Origin of the sequence: Arthrobacter sp. PvP103, from assembly GCF_017833075.1 — a bacterium.
Lineage (GTDB): Bacteria > Actinomycetota > Actinomycetes > Actinomycetales > Micrococcaceae > Arthrobacter.
The window spans coordinates 2,593,617-2,617,649 of record NZ_JAFIBQ010000001.1; the positions used below are offsets into that span (position 1 = coordinate 2,593,617).

Below are 24,033 nucleotides of genomic sequence, written 5' to 3' on the forward strand. Positions count from 1 at the left end.
GTGATCTGATGGACGCTATGGAGTCAACTGCAGGCGATTCATCGGTACAGGCCCAGGCGCTGATCAACTGGGAGCTCGCGGCGTCAACCGCTGCGCGGCTGGCTCCGGCAGGCCCTTCGCTGGGTTCCGCCGAAATCGGGACGGCCGTGGAGAACCTGCGCCTGATGGCGGACATCTCCGTGCCGCACGTCCATGACATCACCGGGCTGGAAGCCGCGCGGGACCTCCGCGATTCCTCCGTGCTGGTGGTGGACCGCGCCTCCTGGGCCAAGGCCAACACCCAGAGCTTCGCCGTCATGCTGAAGCCGGCGATGGAAAAGATGCTGGAGGGCCGCCGCGGAACCATGAGCCCCGGTGCGGCGTCCGTCAGCGGCGCCATCACGGGAAGCCAGTTGGGCGCCGTGCTCGCCTTCCTCTCCAGCAAGGTCCTGGGCCAGTACGATCCTTTCTCGGCACTCGCCGAAGACTCAACGGCCCCCGCCGGCGGACGCCTTCTGCTGGTTGCGCCGAACATCGTCCAGGTGGAGCGCGAACTCAACGTTGCCCCCGAGGACTTCCGGCTGTGGGTCTGCCTGCACGAACAGACGCACCGCGTGCAGTTCGCGGCCGCACCCTGGCTGCGCCACCACATGCTCAACGAGATCGACAACCTTAGCGAGCACCTGCTGGGCAACGTCGACACCCTCCTCGAGCGCGCGTCGGCTGCGGCCAAGTCACTCAAGGACCGCACGGCCGCCGGAACGGCTCCCGGGCGCGGCGCTATCCTGGACCTGCTCCAGGACCCGGAAGAAAAAGCCTCCCTGTCACACCTGACCGCCGTGATGAGCCTGCTGGAAGGCCACGCCAACGTGGTGATGGACGCGGTCGACGCCAGCATCGTCCCGTCCGTCAAGACCATCCGGCAGCGCTTCAACGCCCGGGGCAAGGACCGGGGCGTCGTGGAGAAATTCATCCGCAGCCTGCTGGGCCTCGATGCCAAGATGCGCCAGTACACGGACGGCGCCAAATTCGTCCGCGCCGTGGTGGACGTGGCCGGCATGGAAGGCTTCAACCGGGTCTGGGAATCCGCTGCGAACCTGCCCACGGAACCGGAAATCCATGACGCCAAGCTCTGGCTCGAGCGGATGGGGCTCTAGTTGTCCCACGCCCCAAGCGGACGACGGCGGCCCGGCCGGTTGTCGCCCGTCGTCGGCAAGGCGCGCAAAATGTTGCAGAACGCCCTGGCCGAGGCCGGCTACCCCGAACGGGTACTCGTCGCCTGCAGCGGCGGCCCGGATTCCCTGGCCCTCGCGGCCGTCGCATCCTACTTCGGCCGCCGCGGCCACGTGGACGGCCACCCCGTGTCGGTGGGCGCCGTCGTCGTTGACCACCAGTTGCAGCCCGGCTCCGCCGCCGTCGCCGCCCAAACCGCCGACGTCCTCCGGGACCTGGGGCTTTCCCCCGTGGACGTGCGGCAGGTTGACGTCGCGTCGACCGGGATCGGCCCCGAGGCCGCGGCCCGGGACGCCCGCCACGCGGCCCTGGAGGAAGCAGCAGCCCAGGCCGGTGCCAATGTAATCCTCCTCGGCCACACCCTGGACGACCAGGCGGAACAGGTGCTGCTCGGTCTCGCCCGGGGCTCCGGAACACGCTCGCTGGCGGGAATGCGGCCCGTCCGCGGACTCCTGCTCCGGCCGTTCCTGGGCCTCCGCCGCGCCGACACCCTGGAGATCTGCGCGGTCGAAGGACTGGACCCGTGGCACGACCCCAGCAACGCCGACCCGTCCTTTGCCCGGTCACGGACACGCGTGGAGGTCCTCCCCATGCTGGAAGACAAGCTCGGTCCCGGCGTCGCGGAGTCCCTGGCCAGGACGGCCGCCATCCTGCAATTGGACGCCGACTACCTCGACGACGTGGCCAACAGCACGTATGAGCAACTGGCGGAGCAGTCCGGCGGGGAGATCAGCCTCCCCGAAGCTGCGCTGGGCGAGCTGGCCCCCGCCATCCGGTTCCGGGTGATTGCCAAGGCAGCCGCCGCCGTCGGAGGCCAGCAGCCGAGCTATCAGCGCCTGCTTGCCGCGGAGGCACTCCTGCGCCGGCAGGGTTCCGCCGGCCCCGTGGAACTCCCCGGCGGAGTGAGCGCCTACCGGCTGTCGCTGGCGCAAATCCTCGCTGGCGAAGGGCAGAATCCGCCGGGCCGGGCAGGAGATGCCGCCAACGGCGGTCCCCGCGAAGCCGCGCGCTGTGGGAAGCTAGTATTCCGGCCTCAAAAGCCGCCCCAAGAATAGTCGCACCCGCATCTACACAGGAGCCATTGGTGGATTCAAACGACGTCCAGGCAGACCTCAAGCACGTTCTCTACACCAAGGATCAGATCCAGCAGCGGATTACCGAGCTCGCTGCACAGATCGACAAGGACTACGAGGGCCGGGAGCTCCTCATCGTCGGCGTATTGAAGGGCGCGGTCATGGTCATGGCAGACCTGGCGCGGGCACTTCACAGCCACGTTTCCATGGACTGGATGGCAGTTTCCTCCTACGGTTCCGGGACCCAGTCGTCCGGCGTTGTGCGCATCCTCAAGGACCTCGACACGGACCTCATGGGCAAGGACGTCCTGATCGTTGAGGACATCATCGATTCCGGACTGACGCTGTCCTGGCTCAAGACCAACCTGGAATCCCGCGGCACCGCGTCCGTGGAAATCTGCACCGCCTTCCGCAAGCCCACGGCGGCCAAGGTCCAGATCGACGTCAAATACGTCGGCTATGACATCCCCAACGAATTCGTAGTGGGCTACGGCCTGGACTACGCCGAGAAGTACCGCAACCTGGACTTCGTGGGAACGCTCGCGCCCCACGTCTACGAATAGCCGCCTTTCCCGGGATCCCTCCCGGCCGGCCGGACCCCCAGCGGGCCGCGGCCCTGTACCGCTACGCCTAGAGGGAACTTTTGCCCTGCACCGTGCGTGATTCACTCCGAACGGTGTATAGCTAGAAGCTGACGCAGCACCACACGCGCGCAGACCAGTCGCCGTGCAGCACTACCAGGAGGGACGGGGCCAGCCCCCGATCAGATGAAAGCTAAGAGTTTCTTCAAGGGCCCGGGCATCTGGATCGTTGTTGTGGTCGGAATGCTCCTGCTGGCCTTTGCCACGCTCGCCCCCGGAGGCGCAACCCGGATCGACACAAAACCGGGCCTCGAGCTCCTTGCGGACAAGGGCAAGGTGGAGCAGGCCAAGATCTTTGATGCGGAGAACCGCGTAGACCTTGTCCTCAAGGACAACCTGGTCATCGACGGTCAGGACAAGGGCAAGAACGTCCAGTTCTTCTTTGTCAACGCCCGCGCCGCGGACGTGGTCAAGGCCGTAACCGACGCCGACCCCTCGAGCGGCTACACCGACCAGCCCATCGAAAACAACTGGTTCTCCGGGCTGTTCTCCCTCCTGATTCCCGTGCTGCTGCTGGGCGTCCTCTTCTGGTTCCTGCTCTCCCGCATGCAGGGCGGCGGGTCCAAGATCATGCAGTTCGGCAAGTCCAAGGCCAAGCTGGTCAACAAGGACATGCCCCAGGTGACGTTCAGCGACGTCGCCGGCGCTGACGAGGCTGTGGAGGAACTCCAGGAAATCAAGGAATTCCTCCAGGAACCGGCCAAGTTCCAGGCCGTGGGGGCCAAGATCCCCAAGGGCGTGCTGCTCTACGGCCCTCCGGGTACCGGTAAGACCCTGCTGGCCCGCGCCGTAGCCGGTGAAGCGGGAGTGCCGTTCTTCTCCATCTCGGGTTCCGACTTCGTTGAAATGTTCGTCGGCGTGGGTGCGTCCCGTGTCCGCGACCTCTTCGAGCAGGCCAAGGCCAGCTCACCCGCCATCATCTTCGTGGACGAAATCGACGCCGTTGGCCGTCACCGCGGCGCCGGCATCGGCGGCGGCAACGACGAACGCGAGCAGACCCTCAACCAGCTGCTGGTTGAAATGGACGGCTTCGACGTCAAGACCAACGTCATCCTGATCGCCGCCACCAACCGCCCCGACGTGCTGGACCCGGCCCTGCTGCGCCCCGGCCGCTTCGACCGCCAGATCACCGTTGAAGCCCCGGACCTGGTAGGCCGCGACCAGATCCTGCAGGTCCACGCGAAGGGCAAGCCGATGGCTCCCGGGGTCGACCTCAAGGCCGTTGCCAAGAAGACCCCCGGCTACACCGGCGCCGACCTCGCCAACGTCCTCAATGAAGCTGCCCTGCTGACGGCGCGCTCCAATGCGAACCTGATCGACGACCGTGCCCTGGACGAGGCCATCGACCGCGTCATGGCCGGTCCGCAGAAGCGCAGCCGCGTCATGAAGGAGCACGAGCGCAAGATCACGGCCTACCACGAAGGCGGACACGCCCTGGTGGCTGCCGCACTGCGGAACTCGGCACCGGTCACCAAGATCACCATCCTGCCCCGCGGCCGCGCCCTGGGCTACACCATGGTGGTTCCGGAGAACGACAAGTATTCCGTCACCCGCAACGAGCTGCTGGACCAAATGGCGTACGCCATGGGCGGCCGCGTGGCCGAGGAAATCGTCTTCCACGATCCGTCCACCGGCGCCTCCAACGACATCGAGAAGGCCACGGCGACGGCCCGCAAGATGGTCACGGAATTCGGCATGAGTGAACGAGTCGGCGCAGTACGCCTCGGCCAGGGCGGCGGCGAGCCGTTCCTGGGCCGCGATGCCGGCCACGAGCGCAACTACTCCGACCAGATCGCCTACATCGTGGATGAGGAAGTGCGCCGGTTGATCGACCAGGCCCACGACGAGGCCTACGCGATCCTCACCGAGAACCGCGACATCCTCGACTCCCTGGCCCTGGAACTGCTGGAGCGGGAGACCCTTAACCAGGCCGAGATTGCGTACGTCTTCCGGGACATCCGCAAACGCGACTTCCGCGAGGTGTGGCTCTCCAAGGAAACCCGCCCGGTGCAGAGCGCCGGCCCCGTCGAGTCCCGGCACGAGCGGGCCGAACGTGAAGCCCAGGAGGAAGCCAAGGAAGCCCGCCTGGAGGAGCCGCTGGACGCTCGGCCGCCGCACCCGCAGGGCGTGGCAGGGCAGGAGACCTTCGGCGGCGGTGTTACGGACGTCAGCACCGACGGACCGCAGCACGGCTAAGCTTCTTCTGTGACTCATTTCGACGACGACGACGTTTCCGCCGGCCCCGGTCCCTCAGCTGCAGACCACGCGCAGCATGCCGGCCATATCAAGGTTGACCGGCCACGGATCGAGGCGGCGGTCAGGGAAATCCTGCTGGCCATCGGGGAAGACCCGGACCGCGGCGGCCTCCTGGACACCCCTAAAAGGGTGGCCAAGGCCTACGCTGAGGTCTTCGCCGGCCTGCACCACGACCCTGCGGAAATCCTGTCCACCACCTTCGACCTGGACCATGAGGAGCTGGTCCTGGTCAAGGACATCCCGTTCTACTCCACCTGCGAGCACCACCTGGTGCCGTTCCACGGCGTGGCGCACGTTGGCTACATTCCGTCCCACGACGGCAAGGTCACGGGGCTGAGCAAGCTCGCCAGGCTGGTGGACATGTTCGCCAAACGCCCCCAGGTGCAGGAGCGGCTCACTACCCAGATCGTCGAAGCACTGGTAACGCACCTCAAGCCGCGCGGAGCGATCGTGGTCGTGGAATGCGAACACCTGTGCATGTCCATGCGCGGCATCCGCAAGCCCGGTGCCAAGACCGTCACCAGCGCCGTGCGCGGTCAACTGCATGACCCGGCCACCCGTGCCGAAGCCATGAGCCTCATACTCGGAAGGTAATAAACAGACTATGGACTCCCTAGCTGCAGCCCCTGGAACCGGACCCGCAACAAGCCCCTTGCCCATCCTGCGTAAACCGCGGCCGGCAGCCAAGTTTGAAGATCTCCCCACGGACCGCACGCTGGTGATGGGCATCCTGAACGTCACCCCGGACTCCTTCAGCGACGGCGGCACGCACCCGACGCCGGACACCGCCATCGCCGCCGGCCTCCGGATGTTCTACGCGGGTGCCGACATCATCGACGTCGGCGGCGAGTCCACCCGCCCAGGCGCGGAGGAAGTCAGCCCCGAAGAAGAACAGCGCCGTGTCCTGCCGGTGGTCGAGGCCATGGTCAAGGCCGGCGCCCTGGTCAGCATTGATACCACCCACGCTTCTACGGCTGCCGCTGCCCTCAAGGCCGGTGCCACCATTATCAATGACGTCTCCGGGCTGACGATGGAGCCCGAGATGGCCGAATTGGCCGCCCGTACCGGTGCTCCGTACGTGCTGACGCACCGCCGCGGCGATGCCAAGACCATGAACTCGCTCACGGACTACGGCAACGTGGCGGAGGAAGTAGCCGCTGAACTGGTGGGCGTGCGGGACAAACTGTATGCGGCCGGAGTGGCGCCGGAACAGATCATCGTGGACCCGGGCCTGGGCTTCTCCAAGAATGATGCCCAGAACTGGGAGCTCCTGCGGAACATGGCTCCGCTGGAGGCGCTGGGCCACAGGCTTCTGGTGGGCGCCTCCCGCAAACGCTTCCTCGGTACCTTGCTGACCGTGGCGGGCAAGGCTGCCGCACCCGGCGAACGGGACCACGCGACTGCCGCCATTACAGCCATCAGCGCCGCCCGCGGCGCATGGGCTGTGCGGGTGCACGACGTCGGACCCAGCCTTGACGCCGTCAAGGTTGCCGCACGGATGTCCGCCGGACCGCTCAGCCATTCCAGTCCCACCAACTAGGCAGCCACCATGGACACAATCACGCTGAGCGGTGTTACCGCCGTCGGCCATCACGGGGTGTTCGATTTTGAACGCCGCAACGGCCAGCCGTTCATCGTTGACGCGGTGCTGCACCTGGACTTCACCAAGGCGGCCGCCTCGGACGACGTCCTGGACACCGCCCATTACGGCGAGGTGGCCGAACGCATCAAGCACTGGATCACCGGCGACCCGCTTAACCTGATCGAGGCCCTGGCCGTCCGCATCGCCGAAGACCTCTTGAAGGAATTCCCGCTGGCCGCCGTGGACATCACGGTGCACAAGCCCAAGGCCCCCATTGAGGTGGAGTTCGGCGACGTCTCCGTCAGCGTGCATCGGCGGCGGTCATGAACCCGCCGTATTCGAACAACCCGTATGTCCGGGCGGTACTGGCCCTCGGCAGCAACCTGGGCGAGCGGAACGACACCCTCTCCAGCGCCGTCGCGGACCTCGTGGACCGTCCGGAAGTGCGGCTGATCGCGGTTTCCCCGGTAGTCCAGACCAAGGCCGTCGGCGGACCTGAGGGCCAGCCTGACTTCCTTAACATGGTGATCACCGTGGAAACCTCGCTGCCGCCCTCGGAGCTGCTGCGCCATTGCCAGGCCGTGGAAAACAAGCACCACCGGGTGCGCGAAGTCAGGTGGGGTCCGCGGACCCTGGACGTGGACATCATCGCCTACGGTGACGTCGTGAGTTCGGATCCGGCACTGACCCTCCCGCATCCCCGCGCCGCGGAGCGGGCGTTTGTGCTCTACCCGTGGTCGCTCATCGACCCCTCGGCAGAGCTTAACGGCGTCCGGGTGGGCGAACTCGCCGCCAGGGCCGCGGACTTCCCGGACCTTGCCCCCTTCGACGGTTTCGGCGACTTCGACGGCCTGCCCACGGCAGGGGCAGTGGAGTAGGCCGTGAAACCCGTCAATCCGTTCCTCCTGATCGTCGTTGGGCTGGTCCTTGCCATTGCCGGCTGGTTCGCGACCGTCATGACCACCCGCTACGGCCTTGCCACCCCCGTGCTCCCCCAGACCGGGCTGGTGACCATGGGAGTGATCGTGGCGCTCACGCTGGTGCTGGGGATCCGCGTTCTGCGCTGGCGGAACGGCAAGAAGAAGAAAATGCTGAACCCCATCCTGGCCGCCTGGACCCTGGTCCTCGCCCAGGCATGTGCGTACACCGGAACGGTGCTGCTGGGCTGGCACGCGGGAATCTTCCTGGACCTGCTCAGGCTTTGGAACCTGCGCAGCGACCAGGGAATCACCTGGCTGGCCTTTTCCATGGCCGGCGGGGGACTGGCCATGATCATCGTGGGGCTTGTGGTGGAACGCTTCTGCCGGATTCCGCCCGAAGACGGCGACGCCGACGGGGCCACGGGAACACCGGGACGGGGCGCCCGCAAGCCCAAAGGGGAAGGCGAATATGCCTACCGAGGCGATTGATCCGCCGGGGATTTCCTGGCTCCGGGTTTCGCCCAAATACGTGACAGTCCGACTGGTCGAATGGGCGTTGGGGAACCTCATCGCCGTGGCACTGCTGTCGCTGCCGCTCGTGTTCAGGCTGGCGGGCTGGTGGGAGTGGGTCCCGCTCTGGCTGGCCGTCACCGTCCCGGCAGTCACTTTGCTGCTGGCCGTCTGGCGGCTGCTGCTGATACCCCGCCAGGTGCGGGCCATCGGCTACGCCGAGCGCGACGACGACCTCCTGATCCGCAGCGGCATCTTCTTCCAGCGCACACTGGTGGTTCCCTACGGCCGGATGCAGTACGTGGACATCGGTGTGGGTCCCGTGGAACGCGGCCTGGGCCTCTGCACGCTGAAGCTGCACACCGCTTCGGCCGGGACCAATGCGGAGATTCCCGGCCTGCCGGCCGACGAGGGGGCGCGGCTCCGCGAGCAGCTGTCCGCCCGGGGCGCTGCACGGCTGGCCGGGCTGTGACCCCTGACAGCGCTGTGACACCCGGCGGGGCCGGACCCGGGCCTGCCCAGGGTGCTGCCGGGCCGAGCCCCGGCCCTGCCGGGCAGATCACCGGAAAGCCCGACGGCGAGTGGCTGCGGGTGCATCCCGCCTCACCGTTTATCCGGGGTTGGGTGGCGCTTGCCGCCATCGGTTTCTTCTTCGGCCGCGATACCTTCGAGCGGCTCCTGCAGGGCAGGCCCCTGATGGATGACATGTTTACCGGACGCGTGCCGTTCCTGCTCGCCGGCGGCGGAGCGGTCCTGGTGCTGGCCGTCCTGGGGTTCATCACCACGTGGTACTTCACCCGGTACCAGGTGGCCGAGGGCTTCGTCCGGGTGAACACCGGCTTCCTGTTCAAGCAGCAGCGCCAGGCCCGCTTGGACCGGGTGCAGGCCATCGACATCATGCAGCCGCTCCTGGCCAGGATCTTCGGCCTCGCCGAACTCAAGTTCGAGGTGGCCGACGCCGGCGAATCGGCCGTGCGCCTCGCCTACCTTCGCATTGACGACGCCCGCCAGCTGCGGGCCACCATCCTGGCCCGGGCGGCCGGCCTGGAACCCGACCCCGCCCGACCCGAAGCAGCCCTGCCGGAGGCGCCGGAATACGCCGTCCTGTCCGTGCCGCCGTCGCGCCTTGTCGGTTCGCTGCTGCTCAGTGAGCAGAGCTTCTTCGTGGTCCTGGGCGCGGTGGCTTCCGTGGTGCTGTCCGCCATCACTGAAAGCCGAGGCTTCTACTTCTACCTGATCCCCGCCGTCCTCGGCCTGGCAGCCGCGTACTGGGGGGCGTTCAACAAGGGTTACAACTTCACCGCCGCCATTTCGCCCGACGGCATCCGGCTCCGTTACGGGCTGCTGGATACGCAGGCGCAGACCCTGCCGCCCGGCAGGATCCAGGCCGTAAAAGTCACGCAGCCGCCGCTGTGGCGGATCTTCGGCTGGTACCGGATGCAGGTGAACGTGGCCGGCTACGGCGGCCCCGGCAGCAACGGGGAAGGCGCGTCGCGCACCACGCTTCTCCCGGTGGGCGTCCTGGCAGACGTCATGAGGATGCTTGCGCTGGTGCTCCCCGACCCGGGTACGCCGGACCCCGCCCGCGTTTTTGCCGCCGGCCTGACCGGTCTGGCCCCCGCCGGGATGTCTCCGGCGGGTCCGTCTCCCTCCAGCCCGTCACCCTCCGGGGGATTTCGGGCGAAGAGCCCGACGGCGGGTTCGTCACCAGCCCCCGCCGTGTGCGCCTGCTGGCACCGCTGGGCTGGCGCCGCAACGGGTTCACCGCCACGGATACGGCGCTGCTGATCCGTTCCGGCCGCCTGTGGCGCGAGCTGGTGGTGGTTCCGCACCAGCGCACGCAGTCGATGGCCCTGCACCAGGGGCCGCTGGCGAGGCGCTTCCGGGTGGCGGACCTCGTACTGCACACCACGGCCGGACCGGTGTCCCCGCGGGTCATCCAAGCCGGACTGGACGAGGCCCGCGACCTGTTCGATGCCCAGGCCGCCCGTGCCCGGAAAGCCCGCAAACGCCAGACCAGCGAGCAATGGCTCGCGCAGGTCGCGCCGGAAGCGGCTGTGGAGGCGGGGAGCGAAACCAAGCCCGTCGAAACCAAGCCTGTCGACCTACAAACCCACCAGGAAGGCCCGCACCATGGCTAAGCCAGGACGCCTCGGCGTCGGAATCATTGGAGCCGGCAAGGTGGGCGCAGTCCTCGGTGCGGCGCTGCGCGCCGCGGAGCACGCCGTCGTCGGGGTTTCCGCCGTCTCGGACGCCAGCCGGGAACGCGCCGAAACCCTGCTCCCGGGCGTGCCGGTGCTCGACGTGCAGGACATCGTGGAACGCTCCGAGCTGGTGCTGCTGGCAGTCCCCGACGACGCCCTCGGCGGGCTTGTGGAAGGCCTCGCCAAGCTCGGCGCCTGGCAGCCCGGACAGCTCGTGGCCCACACCTCGGGCCGCTTCGGCGTGGGCATCCTGCACCCGGTGCGGGCAGCCGGTGCCGTTCCGCTCGCGCTGCACCCCGCCATGACCTTCACCGGCATGAGCCTGGACCTCACCCGGCTGCTGGACTGCACATTCGGGGTGACGGCGGACGCTGCAATGCTGCCCATTGCGCAGGCATTGGTGGTGGAGATGGGCGCCGAGCCGGTGGTGATTGCGGAAGGCGACCGTACCCAGTACCACGCGGCCCTGGCGCACGGGTCGAACCACCTGGTCACCCTCGTAGCCCAGGCCTCACAGCTGCTGCGCGAAGTGGGCGTGGAATCCCCCGAACGCATGCTGGGACCACTGCTGCGGGCAACGTTGGAGAACGCGCTTGCCTCCGGCGAGTCCGCCCTCACAGGCCCGGTGGCCCGGGGCGATGTCGGCACGGTCGCCGCGCATGCGGAGGCCCTGCGGGAACACGACGCCGGTGCCGGCGGCGATATTCTGGAGGCCTACCTGGCCATGGCGCGGGCCACAGCGCACCGCGCCGGGAGCCGGGGACTGCTGAAACCGGACCAGCTGGATGCCATCCGGAAAGCCCTGGACGGTGTGGACAACGACGGTGTGGACAACGACGGGCCGCAGGCCACTGGAGGAAACTGACTTGGCGATCAAACTGGTGACCACCGCAGCGCAGCTGAGGGCCGAGAGCGCACGGCTGCTGACGGAAAAACAGGGCTCGTCGCAGGGACTTGTTCCCACCATGGGCGCCCTGCACGAAGGCCATGCCAGGCTGGCGCGCACCGCCGTCGAACAAAACGACGTTGTGGTGGCCAGCATCTTCGTCAATCCGCTGCAGTTCGGCGAGGCTGTGGACCTGGACCGCTACCCCCGCACCCTCGAAGCGGACATGGAACTCCTGGACGCCGAGGGCGTGGACCTGGTGTTCGCACCTGCCGTGGAGGAGGTCTATCCGGGCGGCGAGCCCTTGGTCCGGGTGACGGCCGGACGGCTGGCCGGGAAATGGGAAGGCGCATCCCGCCCGGGCCATTTCGACGGTGCACTCACGGTGGTGGCCAAGCTGCTGCACTACGGCATCCCCGGGACCGGGCTCCCCGGCGGAGGCGCCTTCGTGACCGGCGCCGGTGCGGGCCTGCCGGCGTACCGCGCCTACTTCGGCCAGAAGGATGCCCAGCAACTGACGCTGGTGCGGCGCATGGTGACGGACCTGAACTTCCCCGTGGAGATCGTGGCTGTTCCAACCGTCCGCTCCGCCGACGGGCTGGCCTTGAGCAGCCGGAACAGGTTCCTGTCCGGTGAGGAACGCGAGGCCGCCCTGGTGCTGTCCCGCGCGCTGAGGCTCCTCGAGGAGCGCGCCAACGCCCACGAACCATTGGATCTGGAGTCCGCCCAGGCCCTGGTGGAATCCCAGCCCCTGGTGGGACTGGACTACTTCGACGTGGTGGACCCGGAGACCCTTGAGCCCCTGGCCGAGAACTGCAAGGAAACACCATTCCGCGGCGAAGGCCTGGCCATCATCGCGGCGAAGGTGGGGCCGGTCCGGCTCATTGACAACGTGCCGCTCAGTTCCTGAGGTTTTTTTCCAGTGACGGGAATTACCCCGGGGGATAGACTGTTGGAATCTGCAGCGACGATGCTCGCCGGAAACCACTTCACATCTCCCTAAGGGGATCCCCATGTCTACAGACGTCTCTTCCAACGCCCACGGCGACCCCGTGCCCCCCGCCGCTGTGGAGGCGTCGACGGCGGCCCCGGTGAAGATGTCCCGCGAGTCGGTCACCATCATCGTCACCCTGCTCGTTGCCACCTTCGTAGTGATCCTCAACGAAACCATCATGAACGTCGCCCTCCAGCGGCTCATGGTGGACCTTGGCGTCGACGCCCCCACGGTGCAGTGGCTGTCCACGGGTTTTATGCTCACCATGGCCGTGGTCATCCCCACCACCGGATTTATCCTGCAACGGTTGTCCACCAGGGCCGTCTTCATGCTGGCCATGGGACTGTTCTCGGGCGGCACGCTCCTCGCCGCGCTGGCTCCGGGCTTCGAAGTCCTCCTGCTGGCCCGCATCGTCCAGGCCGGCGGCACGGCCATCATGCTCCCGCTCCTGATGACCACCATCCTGACCCTGGTCCCGATCGAGCGCCGCGGCGCCGTCATGGGCAACGTGAGCATCGCCATTTCGGTGGCCCCGGCCATGGGCCCCACAGTGTCCGGGCTGATCCTCGAGCACTTCACGTGGCGCTTTATGTTCGTGTTCGTCCTGCCCATCGCCCTGGCCGCCTTCGCCATCGGGGCCCGCTACCTCACCAACATCGGCGAATCCGAGAAGACCCGGCTGGACATCCTGTCCGTGCTGTTGACTGTTCCCGCCTTCGGCGGACTGGTCTACGGACTCAGCCAGATCGGCGGAGGCCACGGCGGACAAAGCGGTCCCGGCGCCCCTGCCGTGGCTGCGCTGGCAATCGGCCTGGTGGCCATGGCGGCGTTCGTCTTCCGCCAGCTGAAGCTGCAGAAGTCCGAAGGACCCCTGCTGGACCTCCGCGCGTTCAACTTCCGGATGTTCACCGTGTCCGTGCTGCTCCTGGTGGTGGCCATGATCGCCCTGTTCGGCGCCGTGATCCTGCTCCCGCTGTACCTGCAGGAAATCCGCGGCCTGAAATCCCTGGAGACCGGCCTGGCGCTCCTGCCCGGAGGCCTGGCAATGGGCCTGCTGGGCCCGTTCATCGGCCGTGTCTTCGACAAGGTGGGCCCGCTTCCGCTGACCGTCACCGGCTCGGTCATGATGGTGCTGTCCCTCTGGCAGTTCTCCATGCTGAATGCGGAAACGGCCGTCTGGTGGATCGTGACGCTGCACGTGGTCCTCAGCCTTGGCCTGGCGCTCCTGTTCACTCCGGCGTTCACCACCGGACTCAACCCGCTGCCGCCGCACCTGTACTCGCACGGATCGGCCATCATGAGCACGCTGCAGCAGGTGGCCGGTGCTGCCGGAACCGCGCTCCTGGTCTCGATCTACGCCGTAGTGTCCGCGGGATCAGGCATCGTCGCCGGCATGCACGCGGCGTTCCTGACGGCCGCGATCATAGCCGTGGCCGCCGTCGGTCTTTCCGCCATGATGCGCAAGACCGCCGGCGCGGAGCATACGGCCCCTGCAGCGCACTAGCTCCCGGCTTTGGGCGCTGTGCGCGGTGAAACGGCGGTCAGCCGGCGAAGAACTCGCTGAGTTCGGTGATCAGCTTGTCCGGCGCACGGTTGACGCCGTCGTGGCCGGCTCCCGGCAGGATGGTGTAGCTCGAACCGGACAGGACATCGTGGATCTGGCCGCACGCGATCCCGAAGTAGGCCGGGCTCTTCTCGCCCACAATAATGAGCGTCTCGAGCGGCAATGCCAGGAACGGCTCGGCAGGCATGTCCGCCGCGATGATCGCCTTGATCTCCCGGACGCCGGTCTTCATCAGTTCGCGCTGCTGCTTGCCCACCGGTGTTCCGGCGGTCAGCTTGTTGGCCAGGGTCAGCATGGAGAGCGGCATCCGCGAGGACAAGGCCCCGCCCGTCTCAAGTCCCCGGAGCAGCACGGCGAGGGCACGGTCGTCGTCGCCGGCCGCGGTGGCGCGTTCGTACTCGGCGATCCAGTCGGCCTTGACGCTGTGGTTCACGGAGACGGCGGGATCGTAGACTGCCAGCCGTTCCACCGGGAGCGTCCGTGCGGCGTGGAGCGCCACGGCGCCTCCGAAGCTGTGGCCGAAGACATCCGTGCTGGACGTGTGCCTCATCACTGTGTCCAGGTCCCGGATGTCAACGTCCAGCGTGTAGTCGTTCGGCTGCGCCGACGATTCGCCCCGCCCGCGACGGTTGAACGTGTGCACCGGGCGGCCCAGCGACGCACTCAGCTTCTGGGCAAAGCGCGTATAGTCCGCGGCGGTGACCATTGAGGCCTGAACGACGACGACGCCCGAGCCCGCCGAAGCCAGCTCCGCTCCCGTGGTGTACAGCTCCAGCGTTCCGCCGTCGGGTGTTTTGATGTTCTCGCGCGTCATGTTCCGAGCCTACCCGGGGCGGCAGGAACCGCACAGCAGGAGGGGCCGGCAAGCACGTGCATCAGCCCTTGTAGTAGGCGGAGATGTCCGCGACCAGTTCCTTCACGGCCGCGGGTATGGAGGCGTGGACGCATTTGGGTGACACCTGGAGGACGCTCCCGGGAACGGCCCGGTGCAGCAGTTCGGCTGTCACCTTGTAGTACCTGGGACTTTTGGAGCCGACCATGAACCTGGTGTTCGGCGGGAGGACGGAGAAATCCCGGACGTGGTCGGCTTCGTCGAACACCGCCTTGAGCTCGCCCACGCCGCTGGGCATGACCTCTTTGAAGAGCCGGTTCACCTTGGTCCGCGACACCAGCGCCATCAGCCCGGCGAGGACCGGCTCCGGAATCCTGGCCATGGCAGTGCCGGGCTGCATGCCTTTCTTGAGCTTGGCCAGGGCGTGCGGGACGTTGCCCTCGTTGACTGAGCGTTCGAAACTGTCCAGCCAGGACGTATCCACGCTGCCGTCGATGTTTACTGCAGCGTCATAGACCGCAAGCCTGTCCGGCTGGTGTGCGGTGCCGACGAACTCCTGCACCGCATTGAGCGCCACGGAGCCCCCCAGGCTGTGCCCGAAAAGGTTGCGGGCGCCGGTGGCGTCCATGATGGTCCTGACATCGGCGATCTCGGTGGCCATGGAGTAGTCCGCCGGCTGCGGCGTGGACTCTCCGCGGCCGCGCCGGTCGTAGACGTCCACCGCCCAGCCGTCGCCGAGGCCCTTGGACAGTGCCTCGGAAAACGGCCGGTAGATCAGTGCCGTGAGGAAGGCTCCGCCGATCACCACAACCCGGCGCTCGCCGGGGGCATCCACGGTTCCGTAACTGTACAAAGCCAGCCGCCCGCCGTCGTGCGTGGTGATGAGCTGCTGCTTCACTGTTCCCCCACGTTCGCGGATTTCCTTCACGGGCCCATCCTAAAACGGTTGCCCAGCGGGTACCCGGCGGCGCGGATCCGCTGGAGCCGGAGGCCGGCGTCGTTGGCCAGGAAGCGCGCGGTGGTGAGGGCCAGGCGATGCCCGGGGCGTAGCGGGCCCTCGTGCAGCTGCCCGGGCACGAGTGCGAACTCGATCGACGGGACTGCCTCGGCGAGCAGGCGGCCGGTCTCGGCGAAGTACGGCGGGCTCCAGCCTCCGCTGAGCATCAGGGTCGGTGTGGTGACGTCGGCGAAGTCCGCCAGCTCGGCGTCGGCGTCCAACACGGCCCGCATTTCCACCACCGCGGTGGGCAGCAGCTGCCGCATTTCGGCGCCAAGGCGGGTCCGGGCGGACAGGATGCTCAGCATGCGTAAGGCACCCAGCGGGAGTTTGGAGATCGGCCCGGCTGTTTCCAGGCCCTGCACCAGGTGCGCCCAGGCGTGGTCAAGCTGTCCGGCCGCCATCGAGTGTTCAAGTTCCGGCCGCCACCGCCGGCTCAGGCTGCCGGACAGGGAAACCGCGGCGTCGTACGTCACGAGCCGTCGGATCGGTTCGGTCCGGGCCGCCTGCAGGGCCACGAAGCCGCCATAGCTGTGGGCCACCACGTCCGTGGAGCCGGTTGCCCGCATGACGTCACGGAGGTCGCTGACCTCCGTGGCCACCGAATAGTCTTCAGGCTGGCCCGAGGAACCGCCGCGGCCGCGGCGGTTATAGGTATGAACCGGCCGCCCCAGCAGGCGCGCGATCTTCATCGCGAACGGGCGGTATAGCGCGTCAGTTACCAGCGTTCCGTGAATGACGACGATGCCGGGCTGCCCGGCGCTGTTTCCGCCGCTACCGAAAGAGTGCAGCTCAAGGTGGCCGTCGCCGTCGTCCGTGCTAATCGTCCGAGTTTCCACAGCCCCGAGTCTATTCCCCTCCACGCAGCGTCCTTCCGGGTGAGCCGGATCGCGGGCGGCCGGAAAACAAGCCGGGGAACTCCCGGTAAACTTAGGGATTGTGACTTCCCAAAACACCCCCACCCCGATTAATGCTGCCGAACCGGCGGACGCCAGCGAGCAGATGCGCATTCGCATGGAGAAGCGCGCCAAGCTGATTGAGCGCGGCGTCGAGGCCTATCCGGTGGGTGTTGAACGCACGCATTCCCTGAGTGAGATCCGGGAGAAGTACGCGCACCTTGAGGCCGACGAGACCACCGGAGACATTGTGGGCGTCACAGGCCGCATCGTGTTCATCCGGAACACCGGCAAGCTCTGCTTCGCCACGCTCCAGGAAGGCGGCACGGACGGCAAGGGCACACGCCTGCAGGCCATGCTGAGCCTTGCCAACGTGGGCGAAGAGTCCCTGGCCGAATGGAAGTCCCTGGTGGACCTGGGCGACCACGTCTTCATCAAGGGTGAGGTCATCTCCTCCCGCCGCGGCGAACTGTCCGTTATGGCCGACTCCTGGGCCATGGCGTCGAAGGCGCTGCGCCCGCTGCCTGTTCTGCACGCCGGCTTGAACGAGGAAACCCGCGTCCGCCAGCGCTACGTGGACCTGATGGTCCGTGATGAAGCGCGCGAGATGGTCTACACCCGTGCCGCGATCACCCGTTCCATCCGGGAAAGCCTGCACCGCCGCAACTACGTCGAGGTGGAAACCCCGATGCTCCAACTGGTCCACGGCGGCGCCCTGGCCCGGCCGTTCGAAACCCACATGAACGCCTTCGACCAGAAGATGACCCTGCGCATTGCCACCGAGCTGTACCTCAAGCGGGCAGTGGTGGGCGGCATCGACCGCGTGTACGACATGGGCCGGGTGTTCCGCAACGAGGGCGTGGACTCCACGCACAGCCCGGAATTCACCACGCTGGAATGCTACGAAGCCTGGGCCGACCAGTTCGTCATGGCGGACCGTATCAAGGAGATCATCCTCGACGCCGCTGACGCCGCCGGTGTGGGCCGCACCATCCAGACCGAAGCCGGGGAGATCAACCTCGACGGCGAATGGACCTGGCTGGCCGTCTACCCCGGACTGTCCGACGCCGTGGGCCAGGAAATCACGCCGGGCACCACCGTGGAGGAACTGCGGGCCGTGGCGGCCAAGCACGACGTCAAGGTGGATCCGAAGTGGGATGCCGAGAAGCTGGCCGTTGAATTGTTCGGCGAAATCGTGGAACCCACGCTGCTGAACCCCACGTTCGTCTACGACTACCCGCCCTCCGCGCAGCCGCTCGCGCGCCAGCACCGCAACGACGACCGCCTGATCGAGGCCTGGGACTTGATCATCGGCGGCATGGAACGTGGCACGGCCTTCTCCGAGCTGATCGACCCCGTAATCCAGCGGGAACGCCTCACGGAACAGTCAATGCATGCAGCGGCCGGAGACGTCGAGGCCATGCAGCTGGATGAGGATTTCCTCCGGGCGCTGGAGTACGGCGCCCCGCCCATGGGCGGCATCGGGCTGGGCATTGACCGCTTGGTGATGCTGTTCACCGGGGCCGGCATCCGCGAGACCATCCTTTTCCCGCTCCTGAAGCCCGAAGGGCACTGACCGTGGAGTACGTCGCAGTCCTCCTGCCCTCCCTCGTGGTCGGTTTGCTGTTCTGGTTTGCCATGAAGTCAATCTTTAATGCGGACAAATCGGAGCGCCAGGCTGAAGCGCGGGCCCAGGCCGAGGCTGACGCCAGTGCGGCCGAATCCAAGCCCGGACCGAATGGCGCGCCAAATACCGGAACGAATGCCGGCAACGGCGACGGAACAAACTAATACTTCCTGCATATTCCTGCCCACCATTCACAGGAACCTTTTGCCGCTTTGACGCGTTGCCATAAACCGAGGGATACTTTTTACAGATACATCCTGCTTTTCTGCATACCCGTCCTTTCCAAAAGAGAGAATTTATATGGCACAGAAAGTAAAAATCATCCTTGTCGATGATCTGGATGGGGGAACCGCGGACGAAACTGTCCGATTTGGCCTTGACGGCGTCAGCTACGAAATTGACCTGTCAGCCGCCAATGCTGCAGAACTCCGCTCCTCCGTGGAGCGGTTTGTTTCAAGCGCACGTAAGACGTCCACCGGCCGCGCCACCCGCACCAAGGTCTCCGGCGGCCGTAATCAGGACTCTGCACAGATTCGTCAGTGGGCCAGGGAGAATGGCTATGCGGTTAACAGCCGCGGCCGCATCCAGGCTGAAATTCAGGAAGCCTACCAGAAGGCAAATTCCTAGCACTGCCGCAGTTTTGCGTGGTAAAGCAATGCCCCTGCCAATCGGCGGGGGCATTGCCATTTGAATACCCTGCCCGGCAGTGCCGGGCGGCCAGGGTAAAGCGGCGGCGATTATTCCGGGGTTATTGCGGCGGGAAACTGGCCGGAGACAAGTACCGGGCCGGTGCGGCGCAATTGGGCCCCGCCGGCGGCCGGATTCCCGGCCCGCAACACAGCCAATACGCACCGGGAGCGGGTGGTCCGGAACCCCCGCCGGCAGGAGGCGTCAACCCCCGGAGCCCGACCCGGGTTTCCCCTGTGGCGAACACGCTCCACAAGTCCGGGTCAGCCACGTAGCATCAAAGTACGTCGTAGCTAGGAGTGTGGCGAAATGTTTGAGCGATTTACGGACCGTGCCCGTCGCGTAGTTGTGCTTGCCCAAGAAGAGGCACGCATGCTGAACCACAATTACATCGGTACCGAACACATCCTCTTGGGTCTGATCCACGAGGGTGAGGGCGTTGCCGCCAAAGCTCTGGAGTCCTTGAGCATTTCGCTCGACGGCGTGCGCGAGCAGGTGCAGGAGATCATTGGCCAGGGCCAGCAGGCCCCGTCCGGCCATATCCCTTTCACCCCGCGCGCCAAGAAGGTGCTGGAGCTCTCGCTCCGCGAAGCCCTGCAGCTGGGCCATAACTACATCGGCACGGAGCACATCCTGCTGGGGCTCATCCGCGAGGGTGAAGGCGTGGCCGCCCAGGTGCTCGTGAAGCTCGGAGCGGACCTCAACCGCGTCCGCCAGCAGGTGATCCAGCTGCTCTCGGGTTACCAGGGCAAGGAGACCACCGGCGCAGGCGTCGGTGCCGGTCAGCCGGAGGGAACTCCCGCCGGCTCCGTGGTCCTGGACCAGTTCGGCCGCAACCTGACCCAGGCTGCGCGCGAGAACAAGCTGGACCCGGTCATCGGACGCGAACAGGAAATGGAACGCGTTATGCAGGTCCTTTCCCGGCGCACCAAGAACAACCCTGTCCTCATCGGCGAGCCCGGCGTCGGCAAGACAGCCGTCGTCGAAGGACTCGCCCAGGCGATTGTCCGCGGGGACGTCCCGGAGACCATCAAGGACAAGCAGCTCTACACGCTGGACCTTGGGTCTTTGGTCGCAGGCTCCCGGTACCGCGGTGACTTCGAAGAGCGACTGAAGAAGGTCCTCAAGGAGATCCGCACCCGCGGCGACATCATCCTGTTCATCGACGAAATCCACACCCTGGTGGGTGCGGGTGCCGCCGAAGGCGCCATCGATGCCGCATCCATCCTGAAGCCCATGCTGGCGCGCGGCGAGCTTCAGACCATCGGTGCCACCACGCTGGACGAATACCGCAAGCACATCGAAAAGGACGCAGCGCTCGAGCGCCGCTTCCAGCCGATCCAGGTCAAGGAACCCTCCGTGGCTCACGCGATCGAGATCCTCAAGGGCCTGCGTGACCGCTACGAGGCCCACCACCGGGTGACCATCACCGACGGTGCCCTCGCCTCCGCAGCCAACCTGTCCGAACGCTACATCTCGGACCGGTTCCTGCCGGATAAGGCGATTGACCTCATCGATGAAGCCGGTGCACGCCTGCGTATCCGCCGGATGACCGCTCCGCCGGAGCTGAAGGCCATGGATGAGCGCATCGCCGAACTCAAGATGGAGAAGGAGTCCGCGATTGATGCGCAGGACTTCGAAGGCGCCGCCTCCCTGCGCGACAAGGAGCAGAAGCTCATTGCCGAGCGGGCCGAGAAGGAACGCCACTGGAAGACCGGCGGCATGGACGACATCTCCGAGGTGGATGAGGATCTCATCGCCGAGGTGCTGGCCAACTCCACCGGCATTCCGGTCTTCAAGCTGACCGAGGAAGAGTCCTCGCGCCTGCTGAAGATGGAAGACGAACTGCACAAGCGCGTCGTCGGCCAGAACGAGGCCATCAAGGCCCTGTCCCAGGCCATCCGGCGCACCCGTGCAGGCCTCAAGGACCCCAAGCGTCCGGGCGGCTCGTTCATCTTCGCCGGCCCCACCGGCGTCGGCAAGACCGAGCTCGCCAAGGCCCTCGCGGAGTTCCTCTTCGGTGAAGAGGATGCCCTCATCACCCTGGACATGTCCGAATACTCCGAGAAGCACACGGTGTCGCGCCTCTTCGGTGCGCCTCCGGGCTACGTTGGCTACGAGGAAGGCGGTCAGCTGACCGAAAAGGTCCGCCGCCGTCCGTTCTCCGTGGTGCTGTTCGACGAAGTGGAAAAGGCCCACGCGGACCTCTTCAACTCATTGCTGCAGATTCTGGAAGACGGCCGCCTGACCGACTCCCAGGGCCGCGTGGTGGACTTCAAGAACACCGTGATCATCATGACCACCAACCTCGGCACCCGGGACATCTCCAAGAGCGTTGCCACCGGCTTCCAGTCCGGCACGGACACGCAGACCGGCTACAACCGGATGCGCGCCCGGGTCACTGAAGAGCTCAAGCAGCACTTCCGCCCCGAGTTCCTGAACCGTGTTGACGACGTTGTGGTGTTCCCGCAGCTTACCCAGGACGAGATCATCGAGATCGTGGACCTGTTCGTGAGCCGCTTGGAGAAGCGCCTCAAGGACAAAGACATGGGTATCGAGCTCACGAAGGCCGCCAAGGTCCTCCTGGCCACCCGCGGCTACGATCCCGCCATGGGTGCACGGCCGCTGCGCCGCACGATCCAGCGCGAGATCGAGGACCAGCTGTCCGAGAAGATCCTCTTCGGAGAGATCCACGCGGGCGACATCGTAGTGGTGGATGTGGACGGCGAAGGTGACGACGCCAAGTTCACTTTCGAAGGAAACGCCAAGCCGCGCATCCCCGAAATCGCCCCGAGCGTCTAGAGCATTACCGCCAAGGCCCGCCAGCTCCGCAAGGAGCCGGCGGGCCTTTCGCGTTGTCCTGCTTCCGTTCCCGTGGCTGAGCCCGGCGCGGCCGGCCGAGACATTCGTCCCGACTTGCGCCCCGCGCCTTCCAGTTCGGCGCGGGCAGGTTGTGAGAGCAGTGTTTCACTAGTAGTGAACTTACTGTGATCCGGCGCACGTCCGGTGTTGAATCTCTTCATGGCTTCTGAGGACTCAGCGATCCTGAGCGAACAACCGGCGACCCCTTTCCACGACATCGACCACTACCTCGCCATACCCCGAGTGAGTGGACTGGCGCTGAGCCCGGACGGACAGCGCCTGGTGACCACCGTCTCCACGCTGAACGGCAAGGGTACCGAGTATGTCACTGCCTTGTGGGAGCTGGACCCCGCGGGGGAGAAGCATGCCCGCCGCATCACCCGGAGCGCCAAAGGCGAGGCCGGCGCGGCTTTCGCCTCCACGGGGGACCTCTACTTCACGTCGGCCCGCCCCGATCCCGATAGCCCTGATGACGACCCCGTCAGCGCCCTCTGGCAACTGCCGGCGGATGGCGGCGAAGCCCGCGTGGTCCTTTCGCGCGCAGGCGGGATCAGCCAGGTGATCACTGCAAAGGACTCGGGCGCCACATTCGTCACGGCGTCCGTGCTGGCGGGTTCCGCCGACGAGGAAGCGGACGAGGCGCGGCGGAAGAGCCGCAAGGACAACAAGGTGTCCGCGATCCTTCACAGCGGCTACCCGGTGCGGTACTGGGATGCGGACCTGGGGCCGGACCAGCCGCGTATCTTCGCCGTTGAGCCGCGTGAGGACAAGGATCCCGGCAAGCCGGCGACGGTTGACGCGGCCGCACCGCTGAAGCTCCGGAACCTCACGCCGGAGGCGGCAGGCATGCTGCGCAATGCGGATTCCGTGGTCAGCCCCGACGGCAGAACGATCTACACCAGCTTCGATAAGCCCCTCGCCAAAGCGGACTCACGTTCCGTCCTGGTGGCCATCGACGTGGCCACCGCAACGCACAAGATCCTGCTGGACCGGGAAGGCATGAGCTACTTCGCGGGGCCGGTGAGCCCCGACAGCCGCACGCTCGTTGTGCTGAGTGAATCCGACACCACTCCCCGCCAGGCTCCGCGGGTCAAGCTCCACCTGCTGGACGTCAGTGCGCCGGGTGAGCCGGAGGACAACCTCAGGCCGCTGGCCCATGAGTGGGACCGCTGGGCCATCAAAGCTGCCTGGTTGCCGGACGGCTCTGCCCTCCTGGTAACGGCCGACGACGACGGCGCCTCCCCCGTTTTCAGGATCACTCCCGCCGCGGCCGGGGCCGGGGCCGGCGAGGACCAAGTCACCCGCGTGACGCTCGACGCGGCGGCTTATGCCGACGTCGTGGTTTCACCGGACGGATTGAGCGCCTATGCGCTGCGGAGCTCGTACGAATTTCCGCCCGAGGCGGTACGGATCGACCTGGCGAGCGGACAGGTCACCAGGCTCCAGGCTCCCGCCGAGCGCCCCCGTATCCAGGGATCACTGGAGCGAATAGAGGCGACTGCCGCTGATGGCGCCCGGATTCCCGCCTACCTTGCCCTGCCGGAGGGTGCCTCCGCGCAGAACCAGGCGCCGCTGCTGCTCTGGATCCACGGCGGACCCCTCGGCTCGTGGAACGCATGGACGTGGCGCTGGAACCCGTGGCTCCTGGTGGCCAGGGGCTATGCCGTCCTCCTGCCGGATCCCGCCCTCTCCACCGGCTACGGCCAGTCCTACATTCAGCGGGGCTGGGGCGAGTGGGGCAAGGCGCCATTTACGGACCTCATGACGATCACGGACGCCGTGGTGGAACGGCCGGACATTGATGCGTCGCGGACGGCTGCCATGGGCGGTTCCTTCGGGGGCTACATGGCCAACTGGGTGGCGGGGCAGACGGACCGCTTCAACGCGATCGTCACCCATGCCAGCCTGTGGGCCCTGGACCAGTTCGGCCCCACCACCGACGCGTCGCAGTACTGGCTGAAGGAAATGACGGCCGAGATGGCCCTGGCGAATTCGCCCCACCTGCACGTCGAGAAGATCAGCACCCCCATGCTGGTGATCCACGGTGACAAGGACTACCGCGTGCCCATCGGCGAGGGGCTCAGGCTCTGGTACGAACTGCTGTCCAAGTCGCAGCTGGCGGCCGACGACAACGGCCGGACGCCGCATCGCTTCCTCTACTACCCGGACGAGAACCACTGGATCCTGCAGCCGCAGCACGCCAAGGTCTGGTACGGGGTCGTCGAGCACTTCCTGGCGAGGAACGTGCTTGACCAGGACGCGCCTTTGCCCGCTGAACTGGGGCTCTAGC

The 24,033-nt window shown here is 66.6% G+C and carries 21 protein-coding genes and 1 pseudogene; 19 read left to right on the forward strand and 3 right to left on the reverse strand.

The genetic code is table 11. The features are described from left to right. Nucleotides 1-17 precede the first annotated feature (17 nt). The 14 genes and pseudogenes from JOE41_RS11955 (at nucleotide 18) to JOE41_RS12020 (ending at nucleotide 13,782) form a co-directional block, all read left to right on the forward strand. Entirely contained in the window at nucleotides 18-1,136 is a 1,119-nt protein-coding gene (locus tag JOE41_RS11955) for a zinc-dependent metalloprotease (RefSeq protein ID WP_209752463.1), read from the forward strand. A 69-nt stretch (nucleotides 1,137-1,205) separates the two neighbouring features. Beyond that, the gene (tilS, locus tag JOE41_RS11960; RefSeq protein ID WP_209752464.1) at nucleotides 1,206-2,267 is read left to right on the forward strand and encodes a tRNA lysidine(34) synthetase TilS; all 1,062 of its coding nucleotides are present in this window, start codon (nucleotides 1,206-1,208) and stop codon (nucleotides 2,265-2,267) included. Nucleotides 2,268-2,296: 29 nt separating this feature from the next. Next, nucleotides 2,297-2,848, forward strand: a complete 552-nt coding sequence (hpt, locus tag JOE41_RS11965) for a hypoxanthine phosphoribosyltransferase (RefSeq protein WP_011690021.1) — start codon at nucleotides 2,297-2,299, stop codon at nucleotides 2,846-2,848. A gap of 204 nt (nucleotides 2,849-3,052) precedes the next feature. Continuing rightward, nucleotides 3,053-5,122 carry an ATP-dependent zinc metalloprotease FtsH gene (gene ftsH / locus JOE41_RS11970; RefSeq protein WP_011690022.1) on the forward strand — a complete coding sequence of 690 codons (2,070 nt, stop codon included), beginning with the start codon at nucleotides 3,053-3,055 and terminating at the stop codon, nucleotides 5,120-5,122. Between the two features lie 9 nt (nucleotides 5,123-5,131). Then, nucleotides 5,132-5,776 carry a GTP cyclohydrolase I FolE gene (gene folE, locus JOE41_RS11975; protein ID WP_011690023.1) on the forward strand — a complete coding sequence of 215 codons (645 nt, stop codon included), beginning with the start codon at nucleotides 5,132-5,134 and terminating at the stop codon, nucleotides 5,774-5,776. A gap of 10 nt (nucleotides 5,777-5,786) precedes the next feature. Beyond that, a complete protein-coding gene (gene folP, locus JOE41_RS11980) occupies nucleotides 5,787-6,722 on the forward strand; it encodes a dihydropteroate synthase (RefSeq protein WP_209752465.1) in 936 nt (311 codons plus the stop codon). A 9-nt stretch (nucleotides 6,723-6,731) separates the two neighbouring features. Next, a complete protein-coding gene (folB, locus tag JOE41_RS11985; RefSeq protein ID WP_209752466.1) occupies nucleotides 6,732-7,091 on the forward strand; it encodes a dihydroneopterin aldolase in 360 nt (119 codons plus the stop codon). Then, on the forward strand, nucleotides 7,088-7,642 hold the full coding sequence (gene folK / locus JOE41_RS11990) for a 2-amino-4-hydroxy-6-hydroxymethyldihydropteridine diphosphokinase (RefSeq protein WP_011690026.1): 555 nt from the start codon (nucleotides 7,088-7,090) through the stop codon (nucleotides 7,640-7,642). The genes folB and folK overlap by 4 nt, the downstream gene beginning before the upstream one ends. Before the next feature lie 3 nt (nucleotides 7,643-7,645). Continuing rightward, on the forward strand, nucleotides 7,646-8,173 hold the full coding sequence (locus JOE41_RS11995) for a DUF3180 domain-containing protein (protein ID WP_011690027.1): 528 nt from the start codon (nucleotides 7,646-7,648) through the stop codon (nucleotides 8,171-8,173). Further along, entirely contained in the window at nucleotides 8,154-8,666 is a 513-nt protein-coding gene (locus tag JOE41_RS12000; protein WP_043429222.1) for a PH domain-containing protein, read from the forward strand. The genes JOE41_RS11995 and JOE41_RS12000 overlap by 20 nt, the downstream gene beginning before the upstream one ends. A 14-nt stretch (nucleotides 8,667-8,680) precedes the next feature. Continuing rightward, nucleotides 8,681-10,335, forward strand: a pseudogene (locus JOE41_RS12005) (PH domain-containing protein). Continuing rightward, nucleotides 10,328-11,263 (forward strand): Rossmann-like and DUF2520 domain-containing protein, encoded by a 936-nt coding sequence (locus JOE41_RS12010; RefSeq protein WP_011690030.1) that lies wholly within the window; start codon nucleotides 10,328-10,330, stop codon nucleotides 11,261-11,263. Before JOE41_RS12005 ends, JOE41_RS12010 begins: the two are co-directional and overlap by 8 nt. A gap of 1 nt (nucleotide 11,264) precedes the next feature. Further along, nucleotides 11,265-12,194 (forward strand): pantoate--beta-alanine ligase, encoded by a 930-nt coding sequence (locus JOE41_RS12015; RefSeq protein WP_209752467.1) that lies wholly within the window; start codon nucleotides 11,265-11,267, stop codon nucleotides 12,192-12,194. A gap of 103 nt (nucleotides 12,195-12,297) precedes the next feature. After that, complete coding sequence (locus JOE41_RS12020) at nucleotides 12,298-13,782, forward strand: DHA2 family efflux MFS transporter permease subunit (RefSeq protein WP_209752468.1); 1,485 nt, start codon at nucleotides 12,298-12,300, stop codon at nucleotides 13,780-13,782. Between the two features lie 37 nt (nucleotides 13,783-13,819). Here JOE41_RS12020 and JOE41_RS12025 read toward each other — a convergent pair whose 3' ends face one another. The 3 genes from JOE41_RS12025 to JOE41_RS12035 form a co-directional block, all read right to left on the reverse strand. Continuing rightward, nucleotides 13,820-14,656 (reverse strand): alpha/beta fold hydrolase, encoded by an 837-nt coding sequence (locus JOE41_RS12025; RefSeq protein ID WP_209752469.1) that lies wholly within the window; start codon nucleotides 14,654-14,656, stop codon nucleotides 13,820-13,822. Between the two features lie 61 nt (nucleotides 14,657-14,717). Then, nucleotides 14,718-15,572, reverse strand: coding sequence for an alpha/beta fold hydrolase (locus JOE41_RS12030; protein WP_011690034.1), 855 nt, complete (start codon nucleotides 15,570-15,572; stop codon nucleotides 14,718-14,720). A 26-nt stretch (nucleotides 15,573-15,598) separates the two neighbouring features. Next, a complete protein-coding gene (locus JOE41_RS12035; protein ID WP_209752470.1) occupies nucleotides 15,599-16,510 on the reverse strand; it encodes an alpha/beta fold hydrolase in 912 nt (303 codons plus the stop codon). Nucleotides 16,511-16,610: 100 nt separating this feature from the next. On the opposite strand from JOE41_RS12035, the gene lysS reads away from it, so the two are divergent. The 5 genes from lysS to JOE41_RS12060 all read left to right on the forward strand — a co-directional run bounded on the left by lysS (nucleotide 16,611) and on the right by JOE41_RS12060 (nucleotide 24,032). Further along, nucleotides 16,611-18,143 carry a lysine--tRNA ligase gene (gene lysS, locus JOE41_RS12040; protein WP_209752471.1) on the forward strand — a complete coding sequence of 511 codons (1,533 nt, stop codon included), beginning with the start codon at nucleotides 16,611-16,613 and terminating at the stop codon, nucleotides 18,141-18,143. 2 nt (nucleotides 18,144-18,145) lie between these two features. Next, nucleotides 18,146-18,358, forward strand: coding sequence for a hypothetical protein (locus JOE41_RS12045; RefSeq protein WP_011690037.1), 213 nt, complete (start codon nucleotides 18,146-18,148; stop codon nucleotides 18,356-18,358). Nucleotides 18,359-18,494: 136 nt separating this feature from the next. After that, nucleotides 18,495-18,821: an Lsr2 family protein gene (locus tag JOE41_RS12050; protein WP_011690038.1), complete on the forward strand. Its 327-nt coding sequence runs from the start codon at nucleotides 18,495-18,497 to the stop codon at nucleotides 18,819-18,821. 369 nt (nucleotides 18,822-19,190) lie between these two features. After that, nucleotides 19,191-21,683, forward strand: a complete 2,493-nt coding sequence (locus JOE41_RS12055; RefSeq protein WP_011690039.1) for an ATP-dependent Clp protease ATP-binding subunit — start codon at nucleotides 19,191-19,193, stop codon at nucleotides 21,681-21,683. A gap of 219 nt (nucleotides 21,684-21,902) precedes the next feature. Then, complete coding sequence (locus JOE41_RS12060; RefSeq protein ID WP_209752472.1) at nucleotides 21,903-24,032, forward strand: prolyl oligopeptidase family serine peptidase; 2,130 nt, start codon at nucleotides 21,903-21,905, stop codon at nucleotides 24,030-24,032. The last annotated feature ends 1 nt before the right edge of the window (nucleotide 24,033 follow it).